The organism is Helicobacter sp. 11S03491-1 (genome assembly GCF_002272835.1).
Lineage (GTDB): Bacteria > Campylobacterota > Campylobacteria > Campylobacterales > Helicobacteraceae > Helicobacter_J.
On record NZ_MLAO01000009.1, the window covers coordinates 45963 to 60894 of the forward strand.

General features: G+C 33.5%; 16 protein-coding genes. 5 read left to right on the forward strand and 11 right to left on the reverse strand.

Annotated features, from left to right (window positions below):
- Positions 1-2 precede the first annotated feature (2 nt).
- From lysS to BKH45_RS06780, 4 genes are read left to right on the forward strand one after another with little or no spacing between them, the layout of a single operon-like run.
- Positions 3-1532, forward strand: a complete 1530-nt coding sequence (gene lysS, locus BKH45_RS06765) for a lysine--tRNA ligase (protein WP_095274726.1) — start codon at positions 3-5, stop codon at positions 1530-1532.
- Entirely contained in the window at positions 1532-2782 is a 1251-nt protein-coding gene (locus BKH45_RS06770) for a serine hydroxymethyltransferase (RefSeq protein WP_095274727.1), read from the forward strand. Before lysS ends, BKH45_RS06770 begins: the two co-directional genes overlap by 1 nt.
- 8 nt (positions 2783-2790) lie before the next feature.
- Complete coding sequence (locus BKH45_RS06775; RefSeq protein WP_095274728.1) at positions 2791-3333, forward strand: DUF1882 domain-containing protein; 543 nt, start codon at positions 2791-2793, stop codon at positions 3331-3333.
- 20 nt (positions 3334-3353) lie between these two features.
- Positions 3354-4193 (forward strand): SPOR domain-containing protein, encoded by an 840-nt coding sequence (locus BKH45_RS06780; RefSeq protein WP_095274729.1) that lies wholly within the window; start codon positions 3354-3356, stop codon positions 4191-4193.
- Positions 4194-4697: 504 nt separating this feature from the next.
- Here BKH45_RS06780 and BKH45_RS06785 read toward each other — a convergent pair.
- Positions 4698-6638, reverse strand: a complete 1941-nt coding sequence (locus BKH45_RS06785; RefSeq protein WP_095274730.1) for an acetate--CoA ligase family protein — start codon at positions 6636-6638, stop codon at positions 4698-4700.
- A gap of 130 nt (positions 6639-6768) precedes the next feature.
- Here BKH45_RS06785 and BKH45_RS06790 point away from each other — a divergent pair, with 130 nt between their 5' ends.
- The gene (locus BKH45_RS06790; protein WP_095274731.1) at positions 6769-7593 is read left to right on the forward strand and encodes a DUF5718 family protein; all 825 of its coding nucleotides are present in this window, start codon (positions 6769-6771) and stop codon (positions 7591-7593) included.
- Between the two features lie 47 nt (positions 7594-7640).
- On the opposite strand, the gene BKH45_RS06795 is transcribed toward BKH45_RS06790, so the two are convergent.
- The 10 genes from BKH45_RS06795 to BKH45_RS06840 form a co-directional block, all read right to left on the reverse strand.
- Positions 7641-7952 carry an SMR family transporter gene (locus tag BKH45_RS06795; protein WP_257874519.1) on the reverse strand — a complete coding sequence of 104 codons (312 nt, stop codon included), beginning with the start codon at positions 7950-7952 and terminating at the stop codon, positions 7641-7643.
- A 5-nt stretch (positions 7953-7957) separates the two neighbouring features.
- Positions 7958-8281: an SMR family transporter gene (locus tag BKH45_RS06800; protein WP_095274733.1), complete on the reverse strand. Its 324-nt coding sequence runs from the start codon at positions 8279-8281 to the stop codon at positions 7958-7960.
- Positions 8274-9116, reverse strand: coding sequence for a prolipoprotein diacylglyceryl transferase (gene lgt, locus BKH45_RS06805; RefSeq protein WP_095274734.1), 843 nt, complete (start codon positions 9114-9116; stop codon positions 8274-8276). Before lgt ends, BKH45_RS06800 begins: the two co-directional genes overlap by 8 nt.
- Before the next feature lie 12 nt (positions 9117-9128).
- Positions 9129-9449 (reverse strand): hypothetical protein, encoded by a 321-nt coding sequence (locus BKH45_RS06810; RefSeq protein ID WP_095274735.1) that lies wholly within the window; start codon positions 9447-9449, stop codon positions 9129-9131.
- 222 nt (positions 9450-9671) lie between these two features.
- Entirely contained in the window at positions 9672-10397 is a 726-nt protein-coding gene (locus BKH45_RS06815) for an RluA family pseudouridine synthase (protein ID WP_095274736.1), read from the reverse strand.
- An 8-nt stretch (positions 10398-10405) separates the two neighbouring features.
- On the reverse strand, positions 10406-11605 hold the full coding sequence (gene waaA / locus BKH45_RS06820; RefSeq protein ID WP_095274737.1) for a lipid IV(A) 3-deoxy-D-manno-octulosonic acid transferase: 1200 nt from the start codon (positions 11603-11605) through the stop codon (positions 10406-10408).
- Positions 11606-11617: 12 nt separating this feature from the next.
- Positions 11618-12325, reverse strand: coding sequence for a zinc ribbon domain-containing protein (locus BKH45_RS06825; protein WP_095274738.1), 708 nt, complete (start codon positions 12323-12325; stop codon positions 11618-11620).
- Between the two features lie 9 nt (positions 12326-12334).
- Positions 12335-13069 (reverse strand): Nif3-like dinuclear metal center hexameric protein, encoded by a 735-nt coding sequence (locus BKH45_RS06830; protein ID WP_095274739.1) that lies wholly within the window; start codon positions 13067-13069, stop codon positions 12335-12337.
- On the reverse strand, positions 13066-13968 hold the full coding sequence (glyQ, locus tag BKH45_RS06835) for a glycine--tRNA ligase subunit alpha (protein ID WP_095274740.1): 903 nt from the start codon (positions 13966-13968) through the stop codon (positions 13066-13068). The genes BKH45_RS06830 and glyQ overlap by 4 nt, the downstream gene beginning before the upstream one ends.
- 25 nt (positions 13969-13993) lie before the next feature.
- Entirely contained in the window at positions 13994-14923 is a 930-nt protein-coding gene (locus BKH45_RS06840; protein WP_095274741.1) for an NAD(P)H-dependent glycerol-3-phosphate dehydrogenase, read from the reverse strand.
- Positions 14924-14932: the final 9 nt, after the last annotated feature.

Genomic DNA, 14932 nt, shown 5'->3' on the forward strand with positions numbered 1-14932 from the left:
ATATGTTTGAAAATCAATACATACAACAAAGAATCCAAAAAGCACGTGATCTTAGAAATGTAGGTAAAAATCCTTATCGCAATGACGCATCTAAAACTATCAGCAATCTTGGCTTTATTCAAAAATTTGAATACCTCAAATCCCAAACTGAACAAAAAGTAACTTCACAAAATTATGCTATCACAGGAAGGATAAAATTTTTGCGGCTTATGGGCAAAGCTTGTTTTGTCAAAATTGAAGATGAAAGCGCCACTTTACAAGCTTATCTTTCTCAAAATGATTTGGGTGATGAATTTTCTCTTATCAAAAAAATTCTAGAAGTTGGAGATATTATCAATATCTATGGATATCCTTTTGTTACCAAAACAGGAGAATTAAGTATCCATGCCCTGGAATGTAAAATTCTCACCAAATCAATCATCCCCTTACCTGAAAAATTTCATGGTCTTACAGATGTTGAATTACGTTACAGACAACGTTACCTCGATCTTATTATGAACCCAAATGTCAAAGAAACATTCAAACTTCGCACGCAAATTATCTCAAATATTCGCAGATTTTTTGAAGACAAAGGATTCCTGGAAGTTGAAACGCCCATGCTCCACCCCATTCCCGGAGGAGCCAATGCCAAACCTTTTATCACTCATCATAACGCCCTTGATGTCCAAAGATATCTTAGAATTGCTCCTGAACTTTATCTTAAACGTTTGATTGTAGGTGGTTTTGAAGCTGTATTTGAAATTAATAGAAATTTTAGAAATGAAGGTATGGATCACTCCCATAATCCCGAATTTACAACAATTGAATTTTATTGGGCTTACAAAACTTACTCTGACTTAATTGAATTGACTAAAGAACTTTTTGCTTATCTTTTAGATAAACTCCAACTCCCTATCAGAATCAAGCATATGGATAATGAAATTGATTTTAGTAATTTTAAAATTATCTCTTACAAAGATGCTCTCCAAGAAATTGGAGGTATTCCTAAAGATATTGTCGAAAATGAAGATAAACTCAAAAACTTCCTCCAACAACATAATATTAAATTGGACAAATCCATAAGCTATGGCAAACTTTTAGCAGAAGCATTTGATGAATTTGTCGAAGCAAAACTTATCAATCCAACCTTTATTACTCAATACCCTATTGATATTAGTCCTCTGGCACGCAGGAACGATCTGGATCCTGAAATTGCCGATCGTTTTGAGCTTTTTATCGGCGGGAAAGAAATAGCTAATGGTTTTAGCGAGCTTAATGATCCTCTTGATCAACTTGAAAGATTTAAAGCTCAAGTAAAGGCAAAAGATGCCGGGGATGAAGAAGCCCAATATATGGATGAAGATTATGTTTGGGCATTGGGATATGGACTTCCCCCAACAGCCGGTCAAGGCATTGGGATTGATAGGCTCATCATGCTCCTTAGTGATTCAAAAACCATCAAAGATGTTATTTTATTTCCTGCAATGAAACCTATTAGAATAGATTATGATGATACAATCACACAAGAAGAAAAAGAAAAAAAGGATCTATAATGGATTATGCAATGCAACACTCAGATAAAGAAGTTTTTGATTTCATTTCAAAAGAACTCCAAAGACAAAACGATCATCTTGAGATGATCGCTAGCGAAAACTATACATTCCCAAGTGTTATGGAAGCTATGGGGAGTATCCTGACCAATAAATACGCTGAGGGGTATCCGGGAAAACGATATTATGGAGGTTGTGAATTCGTAGATGAGATAGAAACAATTGCCCTCAATCGAGTCAAAAAGCTTTTTAAATGCGAGTTTGCTAATGTCCAACCCCATTCGGGCAGTCAGGCTAATGGTGCTGTTTATGCGGCCCTACTAAAACCTTATGATAAAATTTTAGGGATGGATTTAAGTCATGGGGGACATCTTACCCATGGCGCAAAAGTAAGTGTTAGCGGACAAATATATCAAAGTTTTTTTTATGGAGTTGAACTTGATGGGAGGATCAATTATGACAAAGTTGCTGAGTATGCCCAACTCATCAAACCCAAAATGATTATATGCGGTTTTTCTGCCTATACCGGAGAACTTGATTTTAAAAAATTTCGAGAAATAGCTGATAGCGTAGGAGCTATTTTAATGGGGGATATCGCACATGTTGCCGGACTTGTTGTTGCAGATGAATACCCTCACCCATTCCCCCATTGTCATATAGTTACTACTACTACTCACAAAACTCTTAGAGGACCTAGAGGAGGGATCATTCTAACTAATGATGAAGAAATAGCTCAAAAAATCAATAAAGCTGTATTTCCGGGCTTACAAGGGGGTCCTTTAATGCATGTAATTGCGGGTAAAGCTGTTGGGTTTGGGGAAAATCTCAAGCCGGAATGGAAAATTTATGCCAAACAAATAAAAGCAAATATTAAAAAAATGGTCCATGTATTAGTTAATAGGGGTTATAATCTCGTAAGTGGCGATAGTGATAACCATCTTATTTTAATGAGTTTCTTAGATAAAAGCTTTAGTGGAAAAGATGCTGATATAGCCCTTGGCAATGCAGGCATTACCGTCAATAAAAATACCGTTCCGGGCGAAAATAGAAGCCCTTTTATAACAAGTGGTATTAGAATAGGTTCGGCTGCTTTAAGCGCAAGAGGAATGAAAGAAAATGAATTTGAATGGATATCTCATAAAATTGCCGATATACTTGATGATATTAATAATGTATCCTTGCAGAGTAAAATTAAAGAAGAAATTAAGCAACTCACAAAAGGATTTCAAGTATATGATAAACCAATTTTTTAAGGCAAACAATGACTGAAATGGATTTAAGCCTGATTAAAATCAATACTTCTTTTTATTACCAAAAAATAGAAGGGTTAGGCAAAAAAATTACACATATGGGAAAAGTCTTTTTTGATAAATTTGAAAAAATTGACTCATTTCTTTCAAATCTTATTATCCGTAAGCATTTCAAAAAAGAACTTACCATTGCACATTCTCTTATCATTGAAGACAATAGAGTAGAAAATATAGTTTTTGACTACAATGGCAGGAATCCTGAAAAATTCTATCACAAAGCTCAATTGATGTTACGCGAAGAAGGGTTTATTAATTTTACTGCTTATCATTCAAAAACGCCCGGTCATCTTCATCTTTATATCCATAAGGGACATACTGAGCTTAATGAAGCAAAAAGATTGGCCAGAACGCTTTCTGTGAGACTATCTCAAACCTATCCAACAGAGTGGAGAGTATTTCCAAATGATGAAATGCCCTCAGAATTTAATATATTAATACTGCCCTATGAAATTTATGCAAAAGAACGTGGTGCTTCATGGGCAAGACATCTTTAAATCTATTCAAGGAGTAAAAAATGGAAGAAAAAAAAGAGTTGAATGAAATTTTGCTAGGAGATCATAACAACAACCAACCGTCAAAAACAAAAAAACTAATTTTGATGATTATTGTTGCGATCATTATTGTATTTATTTTGTTAGTAGTTGTTTGGAAAATGACTCGAGAAGAGCCTAAAGAACAAGTAAGCACAATTGATAACTCTATTCAAAAAATGGATACATTCCATGATGAAAATGAAAATAGCGTGCAAACTAATGATAATTTTGAAAATATGTCTATTGATGATATGTCCAAAACAGAAGAAGACAATAAATTTGACAAAATCGTCCAAGATATTAAGTCCAAACAACTCGGAAGCACTCAAGAATCTGCGCAAGAATCATCTAAAATAGAAAAACCTGTCTTAGGAGACTCTCACAATCATCAAGCCCTCCAATCTGAAACTATTCAAGAGCCGGCTTTGAGTCCGGACAAAAATATTACAAAATCAAACAAATCCCAAAAGACTCTTACTGCAAAAACCTCTCCAAAAAAAGAAGATAAAAAACCTCAAAAGCAATCTTCATCAGCAGCAAAACCAAAACAAGCCTCTGCAAAAATACAGGCTTCTAAAAATGGTTCTATAGCTACTGCGGGTCATTATTTGCAAATAGGAGCATTTAGCAAGACACCCAACAAATATTTCTTAGAAAAAATCAAAAAATATAGCTACCGTATTCAAACTTCTACAAATAATAATGGGCAAACTATTACCAAGTACCTCATTGGTCCATACAAATCAAGAACAGATGCAAATAGAGATGTATTGCAAATCACAACAGATATTGGTAAGCCTATCCATATTGAAATTAAATAGTCTTGACACAAAGGGGGAGTACCCCCTTTTGAATACATGAACTATCCAATCCAAATATTTAGAGATCTAAAATCCAAATAAATTGTTTTGCAAAATACATAACATACTGATGATTATCATTTTAATTATATTATTTGAATAAAAATACGATTGATAATAGGGAATTTTTACCAAACAATCAGCTGTTATAGGGTTTTATTAGTACTTATCAGTAATTCTTTAATTCAATTCTTTCAAAGCCTTCTGCAATTTACTACTTGTATCCAAGTGAGTTTCTCACTTTTATTTTATATAGTAAAAATTAAAATAAGCTTAAAGTTATATCCATAATGGTTCTTAGCATCTAAGTATTTTTAAATATAGCGCGATCTTTTATTTCTTCAGAGTTTACTAAAATTATAAAAAATCTTAAAAATATCTATCAGAACAATGATGAAAAATGAAATAGCAGAATATAAAGAATATTCTATAAATAAAGAGTTGAATTTTTCAACTCTTTATTTACTATAAGAAAGAAGTAGCTTCAGTAATGCTTGAAAAGAATAAAATTTTATTAATCCTGCAGAATTCTTTAGCTTCCTCAACCATTTCTCCTCCAATGAGGATGGGAGCAACTTTGTGTTTATAAACGCTCTCTTTGAGAATTTTAACAGAGCCAAGGGGATCGGTCATGTCTTGAGGTGTGATTAACATATAGATAAAATCAACCCCATCAAATGAATCCACAACATCTAAAGCCGCTTTATATCTATCTGCTAAGGCATCTCCTATAATATCTATAGGATTATTGTGAGACCAGTGTTCAGGCAAAATTTTATTAAGAGCTTGAATGTTTTGATCGTTTAATGTATATAATTTTTTGCCTCTAGCTACAATAGCATCAGTCAATACTGTTCCGGGACCTCCGGCATTTGTAATAATAGCAATTTCTTTACTATTGTGAAACATAGGTTTTAAAATCAAAGCCTCAATATTATCGACTACTCGCACATCTAAGCTTTTCATCAAACCTGCAAACATATCATAATTTCCACTTAAATTACCGGTATGTGAAAAAGCGGCTTTGGCAGCCTCTTCGCTTTTACCTGATTTAAATAAAAAGATAGGTTTTTGACATGATCGAATACTCTCTAAAAGATTTTTTCCTTTATTGACTCCTTCTAAATACAAAGAAATACTTTTACAACGAGGATCTTTTTGTAGCATTGGGATCAAATCTGAACTTTCTAAATCAACTGCATTTCCAGTGCTAACAATGTGAGAAAAACCAATTTCAAGCGTATTTGCGCTATCCATAAGGGCAGCTAAAACTGCGCCTGACTGAGAAATAAAAGCCACACCACCACTTTTAAGATTACCTGTTCCAAAAGTTAAATTCAAATTTGTATTATCATTGAAATATCCCAAACAATTAGGACCTAAAACATTAAAATTATTCTCTTGCGCAAGCTTGCCAATTTCAAGCTCCTCTTGTTCATGCCCGCTTTCTTTGAATCCTGCTGTAATGACAATGAGGTTTTTGAGATTTTTTTTGATTAGATCTTTGATGGTAGGGATAACAAACTGTGCAGGTATAGCAAGCACAGCTGTATCAATATCTCCATTAATTTCTCCAACACTTTTTAACAAAGGTTTGCCAAAAAGTTCTCCGCCTTTTTGATTAACAAAAAACAATTCACCCTTAAAGCCCATAGAATTTTTGGCAACCACATGACCGGTTTTTGTTTTGTCTGTACTCGCTCCAATAATAGCTATACGTTGATTATTCAAGAAATCAGGTCTGGGAAGTTTTCTTTGAGTATCTCCAGAGACTAAAGAACCTTTTTTGATTCTGGCATCTACAGCTACAAGCCCATTTTTGGTAAGTTTCAGAGGATTAATATCAAGCTCTAGGATATCAGGATTGCTCAGGATGAGTTTCTGAACACTTTTTACAAGCTCTACTACCTCGCTCATTTGATGTGTGCTTCCACGAAAACCTTCAAAAAGTTTGGAAATTTTAGTAGTTTTAAATGCTCGAAGTATTTCATCTTCTTTGGCTTGAGAATCGATGTAACAAATATCTTTATAAAGCTCTAAATAAATCCCACCCTTCCCAAAAAGAATAATATCTCCAAACACACTATCTTCAACAGAACCAATATACAATTCTTCGCCTTCCAGCATTTGTGTAATTATGAAACAATCATTACTATCTAAAGGAATTTTGTGTTTTTCTTGAATATTTTTTTTCATTTTCTCGCGTGCATTTTCAAGCTCTTCATTTGAGTTCAAATTGAGCATAACCCCGCCTACATCGCTTTTATGAACTATTTTAGGAGATTGAATTTTCAAAACAGCCGGAAAAAAATCAATATTGATTTTTTCATCCATTTTTACTACTCTACATTGTGGTGTTTTGATGCCATATTTCCCTAACCATTGGTATAATTCGCTTTCTGTCATAGAAACTCCTCTTTTTTATTTTTGTTTATATGTTTGATATTATAGATTAAATTTTAAATTTTTTGAAATTTTTTATCAATTATTATTTTTAATTAGAGTATTATTTTTACTAAAACTTTAAGGAATGGCGATGAAAGAATATTTAGGCTTTGGAGTTGCAGGAAATTTTGCCAATCATCTCGAACAAGCCGGAGAATCCAATGATTTCTCCGAGATTATAACGGATGAAAAAAATGCCCCTAAGGGAATTTTTCCTTTTTACATTCCTTGTAGTGTTACGCCTTTAGGTAGATATTGTATCAACAATCAAGCAATTATTTTACCCAATGATAGTTCATTTAGAGTACAAGCAGAACCTGAAGTTGCTTTAGAATGTGAATTAGAGTATCAAAACAATGAAGTCATTAAAGTAATTCCAAAATTTTTTATGGCTTTTAATGACTCTTCAGTGAGGAATGATAAAAATGCTAAAAAACTATCTCAAAAAAAGAATTTTTCTGACGGATCTAAAGCAATAGGAGCAAAAATCCCCATCGATCATTTCAGTAGTGGAGGAATCTGCGATCGTTATTCTCTTGCTTCTTTTCTTATTTTTGATAACAAAACACAAGAGTATGGAGAATGCAGTGAATTAACAGGTTATAGCTATTTTTATGATAAATTGATTGAATGGATAAAAGACAAACTCAACCATCAAAAAGAATATTCTGTTTTGGAAAATCTTAGCGAAATACTCAAAGAGGCTTGTTACCCTACAAAAATCATTATTGCCATTGGGGCAACACGCTATACCCATCTTGCTGAAACAAGATTTTTACAAAAAGGCGATGTTGTTGCTATTGTAGTTTTTGATCATACAAAATATAGTTTTGAAAATATCAAAGAACTTGTTTCTAAAGATTGTATTCCAACAAATTTACAAGATATTTCTATCATCCGACAAGAAGTGAAATAAATATCTAAATTTTTACAGATCTATTACAGATTTGTAAAAATAATCCTCTAAAAAGCACTCAATAACACAACAGAGACAACAACAAAGATAACTCCAACCCAACCAATAAGCTTAAGTCTTTCACCAAAAAATAAATACCCTCCAAAAACAGTCCCAATAATTCCAATTGTCCCCCAAACACAATAAGCAATACTTAAAGAAACTTCTTTCAGAGCAATAGAAAGACTAATAAAAGCGCACAAAACCAAAATGATAGAACCTATACCTAAGAATTTATGACTAAAACCTTCAGATTTTTTTAACATAAGATTGGCGATAACATCAAGGAATGCTGCAAAAACAATGAAAACAAAATAAATACTCATTATTTTTTGCCTAAGTTGATTAAAATAATCCCAATAATACCAAAGCCTAAGCCAAGCTTTTGATAAAAAGTTAAAATCTCTCCGAAAACAACTATGCCAAAACTACAAATCAATATCAACCCCAAAACTTCCCACATTGCATAAGCAATGCTAATAGGGATAATTTTCACGGATAAACCCATCATATAATATGAAAAAATAATAAAAATCCCCATTAAAATATATCCCCATAAATCCCCGGAAGAAACTTTGAGAGAAATAGTGGCAATCACTTCTGCAACTATAGCAATCATGAGAAATATCCATGCACGTGTTTTAGACATTTTTTTTGCTTTTGATATAAAATAACAATCCTAAGGAAACCAAAATCATGAGGATGCTTAAAATCTGCCCCATACTCAACCCCCCAAAATAATATCCCATTTGCACATCAGGCTCACGCCAAAATTCAGCAACAAAGCGCATAATCCCGTAAGATACGCCATAAACAACAATAAGCATACCTTGTGTTTTTAAAAATTTTTTTGCAATTATGACAAGGATAAAAACAACAATTCCTTCTAAAAAAGCTTCAATAAGCTGGCTAGGATAGCGAAGTTCGCTATTCACAAGAATGCCAATTTTTTGTCCCCAACTATCTCCTAAAGGCACAATACGACCATAAAGTTCTTGATTAAGGAAATTACCAATCCTACCAAATACATAACCTAAGGGCACACTTATGGCAACCAAATCCATATAAAGTAAAAACTTTTGATGTTTCTTGTATGCAAACAAAACAGAAGCTATCAAAAATCCAATCAAAGCTCCATGATAACTCATGCCCCGAATCCCTACAAAATTACCTTGCATATCAAAAGGATTAAAAATCTGCCAAGGATGGCTAAAATAATACAAACTATTTGGATCATAAATAGCAATATACCCAATTCTTGCTCCCAAAATAACACCAATTTCAACCCAAATAAAATAATTATCTATATTTTTATTTGAAATAGGGAATCTTTGTGGATCATGTCTTATAAAATATTTAGCAATATAAAGAGAAACCAACAAGGCTAAAACATAAGCAATGCCATACCAATGCACTTGAATACCAAATATTTCAAAAGCTATGGGATTAAAAATACTATAAATTTCATTCCATTTGCTATACATCTTTTTCCTTTGTTAATTTTGTTTGATTGAAATTTCAAGTTTCTTATCTAAACTTATATTCTCAAATAGATTGAATAACTTCATCTCATCAGTATAAATTTTTACATCTATCAAATCATTTTCTTTCAGTTTAAGCAAATAACCCAAAGCATAAGAATTAATAGGGTAAGCATGAACAAAAAAGACAAAAAGAGTTTGATTGGGAGTTTGCTTGATTTGTTTTACAATGGGTATCATGGCGCTTTTGAATTCTAAAAAATTAGCATAAGTTTTAATTTTGCCTTCATATTTTACCATTATCCCATTTTGAACTTCTTGAGTTTCAATAATCATTGTCTCCCCTTAATTATCATTCTTATCTCATTTTAACTACCCCAACAGCCATCCGATATTTTATGATTTTTTTGTCATCATTGAAATAACGGCATTTCCTATAAACTTCAATACATATAAAAAATAATTTTAACATGTTATCTTTCCTTCATATTTGCTATTGCATATTTATTTTAGTTTATTTAAATTGAAATATATTTTGAAAAATATTTCAAGAATAAACTATAAATTTTGAAACTCCATAGGCTCTTGAGAAACAAACTCATATCCCAACAAAGAAATTTTATGGGCATGAAGCATTAAACGTTTTGCATCCATACCCCCATAAAAATTATCTCCAACAATGGGGTGAAAAATACTTTTTAAATGTACTCTGATTTGATGTGTGCGTCCTGTTTTGATAACAACTTCAAGCAAGGTTTTTTTACCTATAATGCGAAGTGGCTTGATATAAGTTTGCGCCTGAAGCCCTGCTTTGGAAATTTTGCTTTTAGCGTGAGTGGTTTTAATTGTCAAGATAGGCTTATTGATTTCGCACTCTTGGCTAACAATCCCCTCTACCAAAGCAAGATATTCCTTATATACTTCTTGATTTTTAAAGGCATTTTTTGCTTGCAAATGGAAAGGACTCCTGTCTTTTACAAACAAAATAACCCCACTTGTATCCTTATCCAATCGATGCAACAATACCCGGTCTTTAAACATTTGAGCTAACTCATAGCTCTCAATAAAAGGGGGTTTATCCACAGCAAGAATATTTTTGTCTTCAAAAATAACTTTGGGTTTTTGGACTTGAGAAATTTGAAAAATAGAATCTTTAGGTAATTCCATGCGTCCGAGCATGATTTTTTTACCTTTTAGACTTACAAGACCCTTATCGATTAAAGTTTTAGCCTTTTTATTTGAAATTTTTTCTTGCAGACTTAAAAGTTTATAGGCTTTTTCCATATTTTTCCTTAGAAATGATGATGAGAATTTGTAATAGAATTCAGAAGACTTTGAAGTTTATTATCTTGATTTAAAATATTTGTATTTGGCAAAAAATGATAATTACAAAGAGTTTGGGCTAATTGATTTGCCTCAACAATTTGGTACCCTTCAATAGCCTCAAAAAGAGCGCTTTGATTAAAAATATGAGGACCACTAAGAAGCTTTGTATGAAAAAATGCCGGCTCAAGTGGATTATGACCTCCTATTTTATCAAACGATCCACCCAAAATAACCACATCGCCAATGGCATAAAGATTAAAGAGTTCTCCTAAAATATCCGCAAGCAAAACATCACATTCTTGAGAAAAACCCTCTTGGGAAAAAACTTTATATTTATAAGGAGTATTTGCAAGTGTTTTTTCAATAAATCTCTCAACTTCCTTAAACCTCTCAGGATGTCTGGGAACGACAATAAGCCAACATTTTTCCAGAGAATCTCTGAGCTTTAAAAAAGCTTGCAAAATCAATTCTTCTTCTCCGGGATGAGTGCTTGCTGCGATGATAGTAAGTTTTGGACTTTTGGGATAATGAGTGCGAATATGAGGGGTGCCTAGAAGTTTAAGATTTCCAAAAACCTTTGGATTTTTTGCTCCTAATAATTCAAGTCTTAAAATGTCATCCTTCCCTTGTGCGAGAACTTCATCAATCTGATGGAACAACCTCTTATAAAACCATGCAATTTTTTTATACCTGGGGAAAGAATGCGTAGAAATTCTAGAATTGATAAGCATTGTTTTTGCTCCCACATTTTTAGCAGTCTTTAGCACCAAATACCACAATTCTGCCTCTGTGATAATGAGAGTTTGAAGAAATTGAAGTTTTTTTTTCCAAAAAGGAATAAAAATTTCAAAAGGCAAAAACTTAACTTGTATATGGGCGTAATCTTGATATGTGTGTCTTGCTAAATCAAATCCGGTTTGTGTAATAGTTGTAATAAGAATAGGTTTTAGAGGCATTGCTTTGATGATGGGTTCCAAGGATTTTATCTCACCATAAGAACAAGCATGAAACCAAAAAGCAGGAGACGTGTAAAGATAAAAATCTTTGAGAAAAAATCTTGCAGGGATAGAATGCCTGTATTTAGACTTCAATAAAGCAAAAAGTAATAATGGAAGCGAAATAATATAAACTATAACTGTTAATAAATAATATATCACTTCAAACATCAAAAAGCTCTATTAAGATTCTTCAATATAAAGAATCCTTCCACAATGAGGACAAGTAATAATATCGTTACTTTGAATAATTTCAGCATATACGCGATCGTTGATTCTGATAAAACACCCTCCACATGCTTGTTTCCTAACAGGAACAACGCTTGAATTTTTTGCCCATTTTCTAACTTTCTCATAAAAGCCAATCAATTTTTGATCCATTACAACAATAAGTTTCTGTTTTTCATCAAAAATTTCATGTTGTTGCGCTTTGATTTCTTCAATATCCTCATTGACCTTGCCTTCAAGAGATTTGATAGTTTCATCTAATTGGGCAATAGCTGTTTGAATAGATTTTTGCATTCCAAATTTATGATCCAGCTCCCCTTCAAGTCTTTGTATTTCTTGATTGGCTTGAGCAATTTGTTCTTTGGCAATTTCTTCTTCAACATTAAGCGCCTTAAGTTCTCTTTCTGATCGAACTTCAGAGATTTTTTTATAAACAGATTCAAGTTTAGCGCCCATATCTTGTAAAACTTGATTATTTCTAGAAATCTGAAGCTTAATACCCTCTTTTTCTTCCTCTAAAGCAAGCAATTCTCTATTTTTGGATTCCTTAGATCGGATTGCTTTATCAAGCTCGCCTCTTTTAAGCTCAATTTGAGGTTCTAGGGCATCAATTTCTTTATCAAGATTAGATATCTGAATGAGTTGGTGGAGATCTTTATTCATATTTTATCCTTATAGATACGCAAATGGATTTTCACAGTCTTTAATTATAGCCTGATAACCCTTAGTTTTCAAAATAGATTCTACAATTTTTGGAAAAAATCTTTCACTAACATAATGTCCTACGTCAATGAGACTAATCCCCAAAGATTTTGCGATCATAGCATCGTGATATTTAATATCCCCTGTAATCAAGCAAGACCTACTCTTCATTTCGCCATTATAAAGATAAGAAGATCCCCCTCCGCATACAATATAAATATGATCAATCTTATGCGTGGCTTGAACATACAGTAGGTTATGTATAGCTAATTTTTGCTTGATATCTTTCAATAAAATTTCAAAATCTATAGAATCTATAGGGGTATTTAAGGCTATGCCACCGGATTTTAGATTTTCAAACCCTAAAACTTCTTTAGCAAAATAAGGGTTAAGATGCGTGGTATCAAAATTGGTATGCATACAAATAACAGAGCAATTTTTTTCTATCAAAATCTTTGCAAGATTAGCAGGATAATTATCATAGATAAAAGTCTTTAATGGCTTAAAAAACAAAGGGTGATGAGTGATAACAAGACTTTGAGGTGCGATTTCTTTAACAATTGGGAAAGTAAGTTCCAAGCATGTGTAAATGCTTTGAACCTCACCTTCGATGATCCCTAAATTTAGCCCGCTATTATCCCAACTCTCTTGAAGAGAAAAGGGAGAAAGGGTATTTAAGAAATCATAAATTTGAGAAACCTTCATGAATATACCCTCAGTCTTTCTTCTCTTTGGGACTCTTGATCTTTATACAACACTGCGCAACCTTTGGCAAGATCGCGAATTTTAAGGATATAATTCTGTCTTTGGGCTACAGAAATTGCCTTTCTGGCATCTAAAATATTAAAAAAATGCGAACTCATCATCGTGTAATCATATGCAGGGAGAGGAATCTCTGCTTCAAGACATCTTTTGGCTTCTTGTTGCGTCTTTTCAAACATTTCAAAAAGCATTTGAGTATCTGCAACTTCAAAATGATATTTACTAAACTCATACTCACTTTCCAGATGCACTCTAGCATATTTAATACTCTCTCCATCAGCCCCTTTTGCCCATTTTATATCCAAAATAGAATCAACATTTTGAATCGACATAGCCAAACGCTCCACTCCATAAGTAATTTCTACAGCCACAGGATCACAAGCAATCCCCCCTACTTGCTGAAAATATGTAAATTGAGTTACTTCCATACCATCTAACCAGACCTCCCATCCAAGTCCCCATGCCCCAAGTGTAGGAGATTCCCAGTTATCTTCAACAAATCGTATATCATGATCTTTGGCATTAAGCCCTAAGACATCAAGACTTTTCAAATAAAGCTCTTGAATATTTTCAGGGCTAGGTTTGATGAGAGTTTGAAATTGATAATAACTCCCTAAGCGATTGGGATTTTGTCCATACCTCCCATCTGTAGGACGACGCGAAGGAGCAACATAAGCCACACTCCAAGGCTTGCTATCAAGACTTCTTAAAAGGGTAGCAGGATGAAATGTGCCTGCGCCTGCAGGAATATCATAAGGTTGCATTATCAAGCAACCTTGAGATTTCCAAAAACTTTGAAGTTTGAGTAAAATATCAGAAAAACTATTCTCTTCCAAGGCCATAAAAATCCTTTCAATTAATGTTTTATTATCGCTGCATAAGGGTATTCATACTTTTGATAGGGCTTTTGCCTTCAATGATTTCTTGAACCTCAGTAGCAATAGGTGTATAAATCTTTTCTCTTTGAGCAATTTGAGTAATTGCCTTGGCAGTCTTAACCCCCTCAGCCACCTCTCCAAGATCGCCTAAGATATCTTCTATGGCTTTATTTTGCGCTAACCCCAACCCTACGCGATAATTTCTTGAAAGAATGGAATTTGCACTCAAAAACAAATCTCCGGCACCGGAAAGCCCTAAAAAGGTTTGTATTTTGGCTCCAAAATATTCTCCAAACCGACACATTTCTACAAGCCCACGCGACAATAATGAGGCTTTGGCATTTTGCCCAAGATTGAGCCCATCACAAATCCCTCCTGCTATGGCAATCACATTTTTATATGCTCCGGCCACCTCTCCTCCAATCACATCATCTTTTACATATGGTTTGATAAACGCCGGCATCAAATTAGCAAATTCCTCAGCAAGCAAAGTGTTACTTGAATGAATAGCCAATGCGCAAGGCAAGCCCAAAGTTACTTCTTTGGCAAAACTTGGACCTGCAAGAAAACATAAATTTTGTTTATCGACAAAATCTTGCGCAATATCACCAACAAAAGCCCCTGTCCCCTCCTCTATACCTTTAGAAGCAATCATGATTTTTACATTTGAAGCCAAAGGAGTCAAGCTAAACCATTCCCTCAAGGCAGAAGTTGTAATAGCAATAACAAAATACTGCGATTTTAGGCTTTCTTCTACAGAACATTGGACAATAGGAGAAACATTCTCAGGCGATTTGTTTAAGGGTAAAAGCAAACCGGAAATATCTCGCCTTGATACAATATAAACTTTATTTTTTTTTGCAAATCCAAAAGCTAATGCTCTACCCCAAGCCCCACCACCAAAAATTGTAATTGCCATAGCGCCTCT

What these genes read in the sequence shown, in the direction of transcription:
- lysS (WP_095274726.1), top strand. Translation starts at nt 3, where the DNA reads ATGTTTGAAAATCAATACATACAACAAAGAATCCAAAAAGCACGTGAT.
- BKH45_RS06770 (WP_095274727.1), top strand. Translation starts at nt 1,532, where the DNA reads ATGGATTATGCAATGCAACACTCAGATAAAGAAGTTTTTGATTTCATT.
- BKH45_RS06775 (WP_095274728.1), top strand. Translation starts at nt 2,791, where the DNA reads ATGACTGAAATGGATTTAAGCCTGATTAAAATCAATACTTCTTTTTAT.
- BKH45_RS06780 (WP_095274729.1), top strand. Translation starts at nt 3,354, where the DNA reads ATGGAAGAAAAAAAAGAGTTGAATGAAATTTTGCTAGGAGATCATAAC.
- BKH45_RS06785 (WP_095274730.1), bottom strand. Translation starts at nt 6,638, where the DNA reads ATGACAGAAAGCGAATTATACCAATGGTTAGGGAAATATGGCATCAAA.
- BKH45_RS06790 (WP_095274731.1), top strand. Translation starts at nt 6,769, where the DNA reads ATGAAAGAATATTTAGGCTTTGGAGTTGCAGGAAATTTTGCCAATCAT.
- BKH45_RS06800 (WP_095274733.1), bottom strand. Translation starts at nt 8,281, where the DNA reads ATGTCTAAAACACGTGCATGGATATTTCTCATGATTGCTATAGTTGCA.
- lgt (WP_095274734.1), bottom strand. Translation starts at nt 9,116, where the DNA reads ATGTATAGCAAATGGAATGAAATTTATAGTATTTTTAATCCCATAGCT.
- BKH45_RS06810 (WP_095274735.1), bottom strand. Translation starts at nt 9,449, where the DNA reads ATGATTATTGAAACTCAAGAAGTTCAAAATGGGATAATGGTAAAATAT.
- BKH45_RS06815 (WP_095274736.1), bottom strand. Translation starts at nt 10,397, where the DNA reads ATGGAAAAAGCCTATAAACTTTTAAGTCTGCAAGAAAAAATTTCAAAT.
- waaA (WP_095274737.1), bottom strand. Translation starts at nt 11,605, where the DNA reads ATGTTTGAAGTGATATATTATTTATTAACAGTTATAGTTTATATTATT.
- BKH45_RS06825 (WP_095274738.1), bottom strand. Translation starts at nt 12,325, where the DNA reads ATGAATAAAGATCTCCACCAACTCATTCAGATATCTAATCTTGATAAA.
- BKH45_RS06830 (WP_095274739.1), bottom strand. Translation starts at nt 13,069, where the DNA reads ATGAAGGTTTCTCAAATTTATGATTTCTTAAATACCCTTTCTCCCTTT.
- glyQ (WP_095274740.1), bottom strand. Translation starts at nt 13,968, where the DNA reads ATGGCCTTGGAAGAGAATAGTTTTTCTGATATTTTACTCAAACTTCAA.
- BKH45_RS06840 (WP_095274741.1), bottom strand. Translation starts at nt 14,923, where the DNA reads ATGGCAATTACAATTTTTGGTGGTGGGGCTTGGGGTAGAGCATTAGCT.